14 protein-coding genes are annotated in these 11620 nt (G+C 37.9%); 4 read left to right on the plus strand and 10 right to left on the minus strand.

Annotated features, from left to right (window positions below; genetic code table 11):
- The 4 genes from AC1DDX_RS13825 to AC1DDX_RS13840 form a co-directional block, all read right to left on the minus strand.
- A partial coding sequence (locus tag AC1DDX_RS13825; protein ID WP_477622168.1) for an isopentenyl transferase family protein occupies positions 1–107 on the minus strand: 107 nt, incomplete at its 3' end.
- A gap of 8 nt (positions 108–115) precedes the next feature.
- A complete protein-coding gene (locus tag AC1DDX_RS13830) occupies positions 116–769 on the minus strand; it encodes an IS1096 element passenger TnpR family protein (protein ID WP_172661225.1) in 654 nt (217 codons plus the stop codon).
- A 57-nt stretch (positions 770–826) separates the two neighbouring features.
- A complete protein-coding gene (locus AC1DDX_RS13835) occupies positions 827–2233 on the minus strand; it encodes a CCA tRNA nucleotidyltransferase (RefSeq protein ID WP_288884133.1) in 1407 nt (468 codons plus the stop codon).
- Between the two features lie 26 nt (positions 2234–2259).
- The gene (locus AC1DDX_RS13840; protein WP_172661223.1) at positions 2260–2826 is read right to left on the minus strand and encodes an L-threonylcarbamoyladenylate synthase; all 567 of its coding nucleotides are present in this window, start codon (positions 2824–2826) and stop codon (positions 2260–2262) included.
- A gap of 99 nt (positions 2827–2925) precedes the next feature.
- On the opposite strand from AC1DDX_RS13840, the gene AC1DDX_RS13845 reads away from it, so the two are divergent.
- Entirely contained in the window at positions 2926–4068 is a 1143-nt protein-coding gene (locus AC1DDX_RS13845; RefSeq protein WP_337717151.1) for a glycosyltransferase family 4 protein, read from the plus strand.
- 32 nt (positions 4069–4100) lie between these two features.
- On the opposite strand, the gene AC1DDX_RS13850 is transcribed toward AC1DDX_RS13845, so the two are convergent.
- Positions 4101–4919, minus strand: coding sequence for a 2,3,4,5-tetrahydropyridine-2,6-dicarboxylate N-succinyltransferase (locus tag AC1DDX_RS13850; RefSeq protein ID WP_048907289.1), 819 nt, complete (start codon positions 4917–4919; stop codon positions 4101–4103).
- 129 nt (positions 4920–5048) lie between these two features.
- On the opposite strand from AC1DDX_RS13850, the gene AC1DDX_RS13855 reads away from it, so the two are divergent.
- Complete coding sequence (locus tag AC1DDX_RS13855) at positions 5049–5450, plus strand: RNA-binding S4 domain-containing protein (RefSeq protein ID WP_172661221.1); 402 nt, start codon at positions 5049–5051, stop codon at positions 5448–5450.
- Here AC1DDX_RS13855 and AC1DDX_RS13860 read toward each other — a convergent pair whose 3' ends face one another.
- The 3 genes from AC1DDX_RS13860 to AC1DDX_RS13870 all read right to left on the minus strand — a co-directional run bounded on the left by AC1DDX_RS13860 (position 5451) and on the right by AC1DDX_RS13870 (position 7397).
- On the minus strand, positions 5451–6176 hold the full coding sequence (locus tag AC1DDX_RS13860) for an EcsC family protein (protein WP_288884128.1): 726 nt from the start codon (positions 6174–6176) through the stop codon (positions 5451–5453).
- 77 nt (positions 6177–6253) lie between these two features.
- Positions 6254–6736 (minus strand): nucleoside deaminase, encoded by a 483-nt coding sequence (locus AC1DDX_RS13865; RefSeq protein ID WP_172661219.1) that lies wholly within the window; start codon positions 6734–6736, stop codon positions 6254–6256.
- A 64-nt stretch (positions 6737–6800) separates the two neighbouring features.
- Positions 6801–7397, minus strand: coding sequence for an OmpH/Skp family outer membrane protein (locus tag AC1DDX_RS13870; RefSeq protein ID WP_477622165.1), 597 nt, complete (start codon positions 7395–7397; stop codon positions 6801–6803).
- Positions 7398–7611: 214 nt separating this feature from the next.
- On the opposite strand from AC1DDX_RS13870, the gene gyrB reads away from it, so the two are divergent.
- Positions 7612–9570, plus strand: a complete 1959-nt coding sequence (gene gyrB / locus AC1DDX_RS13875) for a DNA topoisomerase (ATP-hydrolyzing) subunit B (RefSeq protein WP_172661217.1) — start codon at positions 7612–7614, stop codon at positions 9568–9570.
- 238 nt (positions 9571–9808) lie between these two features.
- Here the strand turns inward: gyrB and AC1DDX_RS13880 are convergent, their stop codons facing one another.
- Together AC1DDX_RS13880 and mdh are read right to left on the minus strand one after the other, a co-directional pair.
- Positions 9809–10231: a retropepsin-like aspartic protease gene (locus AC1DDX_RS13880; RefSeq protein WP_172661216.1), complete on the minus strand. Its 423-nt coding sequence runs from the start codon at positions 10229–10231 to the stop codon at positions 9809–9811.
- A 24-nt stretch (positions 10232–10255) separates the two neighbouring features.
- Complete coding sequence (mdh, locus tag AC1DDX_RS13885; protein WP_172661215.1) at positions 10256–11194, minus strand: malate dehydrogenase; 939 nt, start codon at positions 11192–11194, stop codon at positions 10256–10258.
- Positions 11195–11342: 148 nt separating this feature from the next.
- On the opposite strand from mdh, the gene AC1DDX_RS13890 reads away from it, so the two are divergent.
- Positions 11343–11620, plus strand: a 278-nt coding sequence (locus AC1DDX_RS13890) for a lipocalin family protein (RefSeq protein ID WP_477622166.1), incomplete at its 3' end; no start/stop codon positions are given.

Here is an 11620-nt window from a genome sequence, read left to right on the forward strand (position 1 = left end):
GCAGAAATTATTTCGGTAGAAAACTGCTTAGCTATTTCGATAGCTAAGGCAGTTTTACCTATTGCAGTTGGGCCTACAATAACAATTAAAGTTTTACCTGATGCCATAGCCGGCACTAATAATCCTCTTTGCTATTGTATTCTTCGTCTTCGTAGTTGTCATTATCAGAGAATTCATCTGCTCCGTCTTCCGATTCCTCTTCAGCATCCTCATCCTTCTCTTCCGTGTTAATTCCTCTGCCACCCATTGCTTCGATTTCATCCGTGTCTTCAGGGACAAAATCCATTTCATTTAGGAAATCGAAATCTGTAGACACCGGATTTGAAGATACGGCAACCGATCCAAAATTATTCTTGTCGATAATTTTAGGGGCCTCTCCAGTACTTTTAACAAGGTATGGATATTCGATGTTAGGATCTGTTTCCAGGATGATCTTTATCAGTTCAACATGAAAATCAAAGGGGCGGTCAAAATTATATATGTAGTAGAATTTTTGATGCGGGTCTTCAATGAAGCTGCTTAATTTGGAATTTTCCATTAATGCTACGCCCCGATCAGTTTTACGCTGATTAGGCAAATAGGCTATTTCATCGCCTTTTATCCAATTATCTGTGCTCACAAAAAAGGAAGAAGATTTTTCGGCAGAATAACCGGTTGAGCGGTGAACTGCTTTATGTAAATCTTCAAATGTTTGGGTCGATTTAATATCTATTTCCCTTACTACTTCATCGAAATCTTCGAAACTTATTCTAAATCTATAAATTGCCATTTGAGCTTATTTTCTAGCTATAAAATTAAAAAATAAAATATACTTTATATAATTGTATTAATGAGTTACTGGTAAAAGCCCCAGTTCCTTTGCTTTTTTAAGCATAAACTGTAAAGCTTCCTCGTAAGAGTTGGTTATTTCTCCCTCCAAAATGGCCTCACGAATGGCGTTTTTGATGATTCCCACTTCTTTTCCTGCTCCCAAGCCGAATACCTTCATAATGTCATTTCCTGAAATTGGTGGTTGCCAATTTCTGATCTTGTCGCGCTCTTCAACATCTTTGAGCTTTTGCTTAACCAATTCAAAGTTGTTTCTATACTTTTTTACCTTGTACTCATTTTTGGTCGTTACATCAGCATTGCAGAGCAACATCAAACTTTCAATATCCTCTCCAGCATCAAACAATAACCGTCTAACTGCTGAGTCGGTTACTACTTCCTGTGCCAGTACGATAGGGCGTAGGTGTAGTTGGACCAGCTTTTGAACATACTTCATCTTTTCATTAAGAGGTAGTTTAAGCTGACCAAAGATTTGAGGTACCATGCGTGCGCCTTTATCTTCATGGCCATGAAAAGTCCAACCATGACCTTCTTCAAAACGTTTTGTCGCCGGTTTGGCAATATCGTGTAGAATTGCAGCCCAGCGCAACCACAGGTCATCAGTTACGGTGCAAATATTGTCGAGAACCTGCAAGGTATGGTAAAAGTTATCTTTATGCCCTTTCCCTTTAATGATCTCAACGCCATATAAGTTGGCCATTTGAGGAAATATCAGGTGCAATAAACCGGTATCAAATAAATACTTAAAGCCTATTGAGGGTAAGGGAGATAGAATAATTTTATTAAGTTCATCAGTAATACGTTCCTTTGAAACGATACTGATACGTTCTTTTTGTTTTTTGATAGCGTTTATTGCAGCTTCATCAATAGTGAAACCAAGCTGACTGGCAAAGCGAATGGCACGCATCATACGCAAAGGATCATCAGAAAAAGTAAGTTCAGGATCCAGAGGAGTTCTGACTAATTTATTCTTAAGATCTTCTATACCGCTAAAAGGATCTATGAGACTTGCGTAATTATCTTTATTTAAAGAAATTGCCAGCGCATTTATGGTAAAATCGCGTCTGAGCTGGTCATCTTCAATTGTACCATTTTCGACAATTGGCTTGCGTGAGTTTGCGCGGTAAGATTCTTTTCTTGCACCTACAAATTCTATTTCCAGATCCTGAAATTTAAGCATTGCTGTACCGAAATTCTTGAAAATAGCTACTTTGGTTTTCAGTTGTGCACCAACTAATTCGGCAAAATTGATTCCATTTCCAAGTACAACTATATCGATGTCTTTTGATGGCCTTTGCAAAAAAATATCGCGTACATACCCGCCAATAACATAAGCTTCAATGTTGTGTTTCGCAGCTATCCCTGCAAGAACTTTAAAAACAGGATGTTGTAGGTGTTTTTCCATTACTGAGTTTGCAAAAGTAGTAAAACTTACCTTCTAATAAAGGAAAACTGTCCTCCGGGAGCTAATTTCATTATAGTTGATGGTTTTCTATCAACGTTTAAGTCTTGCTCCCAGTCAACAATATAGTCGACCGCATCCTTAATCTCATCACTTATCTCATCGAAAAACTTTGGAGTAGGTTCTCCGGATATATTGGCAGAAGTGGAGGTGATGGGCTTACGGAAGCGTTGTATTAACTGTTCACAGAAATCATGTTTCACAACTCTTACACCTACGCTTCCATCAACATTAATTACATTTTTTGCCAAGTTTTTTGCTCCTGAAAAAATAATGGTTAGCGGACTTTCAGCATATTCAATCAAATCGTAGGCAACATCAGGGATTTCGGTAACATAGCTCTGCAGTTTAGCATCAGTATCTAATAAAATGATAAAACTCTTATCATTGCTGCGTCCTTTGATGGCATTTATTTTTTCTACAGCCTGCTCATTGGTAGCATCACAGCCCAAACCCCATACTGTATCGGTAGGATAAAGGATTATACCACCATCCTTTAGTACAGTCAGCGCCTGTTTAATCTGATCATTTAACATATATGAGTTTCTTTTAGTCTATAAAAGTAGGCAAATTTCGTTTTTTATTGACCTCAGTTTTTAATTTGTTGTATATTTCGCCTCAATTTTAAATGTGATATGAAAATTGCCTTCGATGCAAAGAGAGCCTATCATAATAATACAGGGTTAGGGAACTATAGCAGGACATTGATCCAGGACCTGTCCCGGCTTTATCCTAATAATGAATATTTTTTGTTAAACCCTAAACCTTCAAAAAAATATTCACTAGAAAATAATAATATACATCAGGTTTTACCTAAAGGATTTTTCTCCCGCAAACTTTCATCCTTATGGAGGAGCAAATGGATGATAAAGGATTTACTGGATCTTGGTATCGAGCTTTATCATGGACTAAGTCACGAAATTCCGGTAGGTATAAATAAAACACCTATTAAGTCGGTAGTTACCATACACGATCTGATTTATGAACACTTCCCTGAACAGCATAACCCTTTAGATGTTAAAATCTATCGAAGAAAATTTAAACATGCCTGCCAGTATGCCGACAGGGTAATTGCAATTAGTGAGCAAACCAAGAGAGATATCGTAGACTTTTATCAAACAGATCCAAATAAAATTGATGTTTGTTACCAAAGTTGCGATAACAGCTTTAACCCATCAATTTCGGACAATCATAAGCGATTAGTAGCTGATAAATTTAGCCTGCCAGAAAAGTTTTTCCTTTCCGTTGGCTCTATTATAGAAAGAAAGAACCTGCTCAATGTCTGTAAAGCGGTTCAAATGTTAGTAAAGGATACAGCAGTTAATTTAATTGTGATTGGAAAGGGGAGTGGTAAATATAAAAACGAGGTTGACAGTTTCATTGAAAAAAATAACCTGAACAGTAAAATAATCTTTCTTTCTGATATTAGCTCTGCGGATCTGCCAGCAATATATAGCCTGTCGGAGGCATTGATTTATCCTTCCTATTTTGAAGGTTTTGGTATCCCGGTACTAGAGGCTTTAAGCGTAGGCGTGCCCGTTATTACCTCTTCAGTTAGTTGTTTGCCAGAAGCAGGTGGCGATGCCGCGTTATACGTTAATCCTGATAGCTATGCTGAAATTGCAGATTGTATGTTAAAGATATTAAAGGGGGGAGAGGAAGTGCAGAACATGATCAAAAAAGGATTTGTACATGCCGAAAAGTTCAGCAATAAAAACTGTGCAGAACAAGTCATAAAGACCTATCAGGCTATAATGAAAGAGCCTGATCATAAATAATGATACAGGCTCTTAATATAAATTTAAGCTTCTTATACTGAAACGTTGTTTTCTCTTAATGCATCATTAAGTGAGGTTTTTTTATCAGTTGATTCTTTACGTTTGCCAATAATTAGAGCGCATGGAACGTGATATTCACCAGCTGGGAATTGTTTAGCATAAGTTCCCGGGATAACCACAGAGCGAGCCGGCACAATACCTTTATACTCAACCGGAGTGCTTCCGGTAACGTCTATAATTTTTGTAGATGCAGTTAGTACTACGTTTGCTCCCAATACAGCTTCCTTTTCAACACGAACACCTTCAACAACTATAGCTCTTGATCCTAAAAAGCAATTGTCTTCAATAATAACAGGTGCAGCCTGGATCGGTTCAAGAACGCCACCAATACCAACACCACCACTTAAGTGAACATGTTTTCCAATCTGAGCACATGAACCAACAGTAGCCCATGTATCAACCATAGTACCTTCATCTACATAAGCACCGATGTTTACATAAGAAGGCATCATAATTACACCTTTAGCCAGATAAGCGCCATAACGTGCACTAGCACCAGGTACTACTCTTACTCCAAGTTCTTTATAATTGGTTTTTAGTTTCATTTTATCATGAAACACAAAAGGTCCTGTTTCAGTTACTTTCATCTGTCTGATGGGGAAGTAAAGAATAACAGCTTTTTTGATCCATTCATTTACACCCCATGAATTTAGAATAGGTTCAGCCACGCGCAATTCACCTTTATCTAACTGCATAACTACGGTTTCAATTGCTTCACAATGTTCCGTATATTCTAATAAAGTTCTGTCTTCCCAAGCGGCTTCTACTAACTTTTTTAATTCTGCTATCATGTTGTTTGTTTATTTTTTGACAAAATAAATGAATTTTATGTATAGCGCATTGTTTTTTGCCATATAATTATTGTTTTTTTTATTCGTATTTATCAATTCCTGATGGTTCTTATGTATTTTTGATTTTTTATGACTGAAAAGGAAAAATTACGTATTGATAAATACTTGTGGGCAATAAGATTATTTAAAACCAGAAGTTTAGCCACAGAGGCCTGTAAGGCAGGTCGCGTTAAATTTAATGGTCAAAATCTTAAGCCATCTGCTATCGTAAAACCTGGTGATGTTTACCAGGTATCAAAAGGGATAGAAAAAAAATTAATAGAGGTAGTGGAACTTTTGTATAACAGGGTAGAATCTAAAATTGCCGTAACTAAATACAAAGACATCACCCCGGTCGAAGAAACACATGCATTCAAATCCATGTTCCATGCTCCTGCATTAAAAAGAGACAGAGGGTCTGGCCGACCAACTAAAAAGGATAGGCGCGAAACCGACGATTTGATAGGGGGGATGTTTGAAGAAGAAGAGTAGTTATTCCTTTTTTATCAGACGCATCCGATAAGCCTGGGTGGCCGTTTTTCCTAATTTTTTAATCAGCTGATAATTGGCAACCGCCCCAACAGCGGCACCTATTACAGGTAGCAACTGAGCCAGCTTAGCAATATCAATATAATCGCGATATTCCTGTTGAAACGTTTTCCAGTCGAAATTGTCAGAACTTTCCGGTAGTACAATTAATTTTTGATCCCAGTCCTGCATATGCAGAAATACCTTTGCGGCACCTTCTTTACTTGAAAAAGCCAATTGGAAAATGTAAAGAATGTATAAGCGTTCCCGAAAATCCTTTACATCGAAACCATATAAAGCAGCAATTTCAAAAAGCATTTTCATTTTAATGCCAACAAGAATTGGGAAGTCGGCCATACTCATTAAAAAACCTCCGGCCCCGGTTATCCCCCCTTCAGCAGCTCCGGTTTTACAGTAACCGTCTATTTTTTCGCGCACCAGCGCTTCCCTATGAATCAAACTCATTCCCATTGGAGGGGTGGAAGAAGTAGTATAAGTAGAACCAAAAAGAACAGCCTTTGTCATTCCCTTAATGGCAGCAGTAATTGCATTATGAACCTTGTCGGGAATATAGGTGTTTATCTTTTTCTGAATACCATCTGTAACCTTGCTCAAAGCAGATGGTTTCTTAAGAATATCCCTTTTCCAAAACTCCAGTTCAATCTCTACTTTTTGCTTGTAATTGTCCATTCTGCAGGGTTTTTTGGCATTGTCATTACACTGTTTGGTATAAGACGTGACAAGGCAGTTCCAAGTTACAGAAAAGATTAGTATTCTGTCTTCTCTGCAGTTTTACTCCAAAGCTTAAAGGCTCTTTGAGCCTCATCTCTAAGCATTTGCTTAAAAGGAAGTACACGGTCAGCCATAGATTTATGAATTTCATCATAAATGAACTTGTCGCTAAAGCCTATATCTGCTGCGTCTATTTTTGTATTTGCGTAATAGATAGTGTCAATCCTTGCCCAGTAAACAGCGCTTAGGCACATAGGGCATGGTTCACAACTAGTATAGATCACACATCCGCTTAAATCAAATGTTTTAAGTTTTTTACAGGCCAGTCTTATCGCAGCAACCTCCGCATGTGCTGTAGGGTCGTTACTTGCTGTAACCATATTGGCACTTTTAGCAATAACTTTCCCGTTTTTTACCACAACGGCACCAAAAGGGCCACCCATCTTTTCTAAAACATTTTCTTCAGAAAGCTGAATCGCCAGCTTCATGAATTTCTCGTGCTCTTTTAATTTGTCCATATTAATCGTGGTGCAAAAAAAATGCCCCGATAATTCGGGGCACATATATGTTAATAAATCAGCATTATTTTGTTGCTGGTTTGTAAGTATCGTTTAGTCCAATAATAACCTCACTGGTTACATCTAAACTTTCGTCAGCAAATAAAATTGCACTGTTTCCTTTAGAGTAAGTCAACACCATTTTATAGCCTTTCTTTTTTGCATAACCTTTCAAGTAATCAGCAACTTTATCGTAAAGTTTTTCGTTTTCAGTAGCTTGTTCAGTTTGAAGTGCAGCACCAGCATTTTGMTGATATGCCTGTAATTCTTGTTGTTTACGTGCTAATCTTTCTTCAGTTTTAGCTCTTTGATCAGCGGGTAAAGTATTTGCCTGTTGTTGGTAAGCAGCAACCTCACGTTGAAACGCTTGTTGTTTTGACCCAAGATCAGCTTGTGCTGTTTTAGATTTTGCTTCTAATTTTACTTTAATGTCTTTAAAATACTGATATTTTGTTAGTAATGAATCAGAGTTCACGTAAACAATTTTCTCATTATTTGAAACAGTAGTTGGCTCAGATTTAGTAGCTGCGCCAGCCTTCTCTTCTTTGTTCTGACAAGATGCCATTAAAGAAACTATGGCTACAGCAGTAGCTATACTGCCTAATGTTGATTTTGTTTTCATTAGTGTTTAATTTGTTTTTTCTGGGTTATAAACCTATCCTCTTGCCCATTTCTGAGTGATAAATTTCAACAAATATAAAATTTCAAATTTAGTATCCTAAAGAACTGTTTTTTTTCGGATGTTTTTTGGCTGTTTTAAGTCAAATAGTTATCCACATTTGCCGTTAATTGGCCATAAATGGTTAAATTTGAGTCTAATTGTTTTATTTAAAAATATGAGCGAAGAAAAGGATCCTAATTCAAATTATTCGGCAGATAATATACAGGTTTTAGAAGGTTTAGAAGCGGTGCGGAAGCGCCCTTCGATGTATATAGGCGATACAGGAGTTAAAGGTTTACATCACCTGGTGTATGAGGTTGTAGATAACTCGATTGATGAGGCATTGGCAGGACACGCCGATACCATTTATGTAAATATTCTTGAAGATAACTCGATAAGAGTTGAAGATAACGGACGTGGTATTCCAACAGGAATTAACACAAAAGAACAGAAATCCGCACTAGAAATTGTAATGACAGTTCTACACGCCGGTGGTAAATTCGATAAGGATACTTACAAAGTATCTGGGGGTTTACACGGGGTGGGGGTAAGTTGCGTAAATGCATTGTCAACCCATTTAAGAGCAGAAGTACATAGAGAAGGAAAAATTTGGGTACAGGAATACAATATTGGTAAACCACTATACGAAGTAAAATCTATTGGCGAAACCGATAAACGTGGCACTATAGTGACCTTTACGCCTGACCCTACTATATTTACACAAACTACAGAATATCGTTATGATACACTGGCTTCAAGATTAAGAGAGCTATCTTTCTTGAACAAGGGGATCAGATTAACCCTTACTGATGAGCGGGAAGTAAATAACGATGGAACTTTCCGTACAGAACTTTTCCATTCTGAAGGTGGACTGAAAGAATTTGTTCAGTTCCTTGATGGCAATCGTCCGTCGCTAATTGCTGAACCAATTTATGTTGAAGGAATCAAAAATGGTATTCCTGTTGAACTTGCTTTGCAGTACAACGACAGCTATGCAGAAAACGTTCACTCTTATGTAAACAATATTAACACACACGAGGGTGGTACACACATTGCCGGTTTTAGAAGAGGTTTAACCAGAACTTTAAAAGCGTATGCTGATAAATCAGGATTGCTTAAAGGAGTTAAATTTGAAATCACCGGTGATGATTTTAGAGAAGGCTTAACTGCAGTAATTTCTGTTAAGGTTCAGGAGCCTCAGTTTGAGGGGCAAACTAAAACTAAATTAGGTAACTCTGAGGTTATGGGTGCGGTTGATATCGCAGTAGGTGAGGCCCTTGGTATTTACCTTGAAGAATATCCGAGAGAAGCTAAATCAATTGTTAATAAAGTAATTCTTGCCGCTACTGCCCGTGCTGCGGCGCGTAAAGCTCGTGAAATGGTACAGCGCAAGAGCGTTATGGGAGGTTCGGGCCTTCCTGGAAAACTTGCCGATTGTTCAGATAGCGATCCGGAAAAATGCGAACTATACCTGGTGGAGGGAGACTCCGCAGGTGGAACTGCCAAACAAGGTAGAGATCGTAACTTCCAGGCCATCCTGCCTCTAAAAGGTAAGATCCTGAATGTTGAAAAAGCAATGGAACATAAGATCTACGAAAATGATGAGATCAAAAATATGTTTACTGCTCTTGGCGTAAGTATTGGTACTCCAGAGGATGATAAAGCCTTAAACCTTACCAAACTTCGCTATCATAAAATCGTAATCATGACGGATGCTGATATCGATGGATCTCACATTACCACTTTGATTCTTACCTTCTTCTTTAGGTATATGAAAGCCTTAATAGAGGCCGGATATGTTTATATCGCTGCTCCTCCGCTGTATCAGGTTAAAAAAGGTAAAGAATTTGAATATTGCTGGAATGACCAGCAACGTGATGCTGCCGTACAGCGTTTAAAAGGTGCTGGTAAAGAAGAAAGCGTACATATTCAACGTTACAAAGGTTTGGGAGAGATGAACGCGGAGCAACTGTGGGACACAACTCTTGATCCGGCAAAGCGTACATTAATGCAGGCAACAATTGAAAATGCTGCAGAGTGCGATCATACATTCTCTATGCTTATGGGCGATGATGTTGCGCCAAGAAGAGAGTTTATTGAAAGAAATGCTAAGTATGCTAAAATTGATGCTTAATTTTTAAGCTTTCAAGAATATGTAAAAGAGGATGGTCATGATTATGATACATCCTCTTTTTTTGTCCAATCGATTTTTTGGTGCCATTTATCTATGAGGAATTGGATTCTTCCTTAAAATAGATTATAAGAAACAACAAGGGTTTTTAAACGGATACTAAAAGGAGTTAATAGAGAATTGCCCCTATCAACCCCCTATTAACTCCCTGTTTGATCCCTATAAGAAATATTTTAAATATTTACTTATAAAGGAATAGTTTCATCTTTTTATAGTTAATTACTGCCTGATATTTCAAGAGCAAATCGCTCCCTATAATTCCAATAATAGGTGGGTGGCCCAGATTCTCATACGCCTGGTTTACGGTTTCCAAATCCAGTGCTACTGTTTCGTAATCCTTTAATACAAGGCTGCCAATTTTTATAGCCGGTATTATCGCTTGCAATGTACTTGAGGTAGAGAATAATGTAGTGGCCTGTGTCTCTTCGCTATGTTCCAGTTCCTTAAGGTGTTCTTTAACAAAGGTTTTGTCAAAAACTGACCTGGACGCTCCTGTGTCAACAACGGCAAATAACTTTTGTCCAAAAACAACAATTTCCACCAGCAGGTGGAAACCGTCGTCTTGTAAGCTTATTAATATTAAGGGTATTGAGATTGGTCTCATTTAAGCAGATCTGTATACCCTCGTTTAAACGAGTTTCATTTCATAAAGTACGTCATTCATGTTACGAACAGCATCAGCACTTTTGTTAAATGTAGCTTGTTCAGTATCACTTAATTTAATATCTAGTATTTTTTCGGCACCGTTTTTACCAAGAATTACCGGAACAACCAATGAAATATCTTTTTGTCCGTATTCTCCTTCAAGGAACACGCCGGATGAGATCAGTTTTTTCTGGTCGCGTACAATGCTTTCAACCATTGCAGCAGTACCTGCACCGGGTGCGTACCATGCCGATGTGCCAATTAGTTTAGTTAAAGTAGCACCGCCTACCATGGTGCTGGCAACAACTTTTTCTTGTTGCTCTTTGCTTAGGAATTGAGTAACAGGGATGCTATTCCAGGTGGCATGGTTAATTAAAGGAATCATAGTTGTATCTCCATGACCGCCAATAACCATGGCATTCAGGTCAGCTGGAGAACAGCCTAATTCCTGACTTAAGTAATATTTAAACCTTGATGAATCTAAAGCACCACCCATTCCTATTACACGGTTTTTAGGTAGTCCTGAAGTTTTTAAGGCGAGATAATTCATGGTGTCCATCGGGTTCGAAACCACGATGATAATGGTGTCAGGAGAGTGTTTTAAGATATTTTCGGCAACGCCTTTTACAATGCCGGCGTTAATTCCAATTAACTCTTCGCGAGTCATGCCCGGTTTACGTGGTAAGCCCGAAGTTATAACCACAACTTCAGATCCTGCCGTGCTGGCATAATCGTTGGTAACACCGGTAATTTTAGTGTCAAAGCCTAATAGAGCGGCCGTTTGCATCATATCAATTGCCTTGCCTTCTGCAAAACCTTCTTTAATGTCCAGTAAAATTAGCTCTTCAGCTAATTCTTTTCTGGCAATATTATCTGCACAGGTAGCGCCAACGGCACCTGCACCTACAACCGTTATCTTCATAAATATAGTTTTTTACATATGTTACCTTCCCTTCGAAGTTAGAAAAATACATGAGTTTAAAAAATGGTTTTTAAAACTTTATTCTTTATTGCTGGTTTTATGATAAAGAATTTACATTTGCTAATCGAGTGAAAAAATAGGGGGGCTTATGGAAAATATACCAGTACAAAAAGTTGATATAATGTCTTATGCAGGCAAATGGTATTCGCTATGTTCCATACCTACTATTATGGATAAAGACTGGTATCAAACTACCGAAACTTATGTAATACACCCCGATGGTTACTATGCTGTATTTACAACATATAAAGTTGTTGGGACTGATGAGCAAAGATATACCCGATCAAAACTTTTTGTAACCAGGGGCAGTAATAATGCTATTTTAAAGGCTCAATATGTATGGCCTTTTAAAGTTGACTATTGGGT

This window comes from Pedobacter sp. 10L46_2, assembly GCF_056395165.1.

Coding starts and splice junctions, on each gene's coding strand:
- AC1DDX_RS13880 (WP_172661216.1), bottom strand. CDS start 10,231: ATGAGACCAATCTCAATACCCTTAATATTAATAAGCTTACAAGACGAC.
- mdh (WP_172661215.1), bottom strand. CDS start 11,194: ATGAAGATAACGGTTGTAGGTGCAGGTGCCGTTGGCGCTACCTGTGCA.
- AC1DDX_RS13860 (WP_288884128.1), bottom strand. CDS start 6,176: ATGGACAATTACAAGCAAAAAGTAGAGATTGAACTGGAGTTTTGGAAA.
- AC1DDX_RS13865 (WP_172661219.1), bottom strand. CDS start 6,736: ATGGACAAATTAAAAGAGCACGAGAAATTCATGAAGCTGGCGATTCAG.
- AC1DDX_RS13835 (WP_288884133.1), bottom strand. CDS start 2,233: ATGGAAAAACACCTACAACATCCTGTTTTTAAAGTTCTTGCAGGGATA.
- AC1DDX_RS13845 (WP_337717151.1), top strand. CDS start 2,926: ATGAAAATTGCCTTCGATGCAAAGAGAGCCTATCATAATAATACAGGG.
- AC1DDX_RS13850 (WP_048907289.1), bottom strand. CDS start 4,919: ATGATAGCAGAATTAAAAAAGTTAGTAGAAGCCGCTTGGGAAGACAGA.
- gyrB (WP_172661217.1), top strand. CDS start 7,612: ATGAGCGAAGAAAAGGATCCTAATTCAAATTATTCGGCAGATAATATA.
- AC1DDX_RS13840 (WP_172661223.1), bottom strand. CDS start 2,826: ATGTTAAATGATCAGATTAAACAGGCGCTGACTGTACTAAAGGATGGT.
- AC1DDX_RS13855 (WP_172661221.1), top strand. CDS start 5,049: ATGACTGAAAAGGAAAAATTACGTATTGATAAATACTTGTGGGCAATA.
- AC1DDX_RS13830 (WP_172661225.1), bottom strand. CDS start 769: ATGGCAATTTATAGATTTAGAATAAGTTTCGAAGATTTCGATGAAGTA.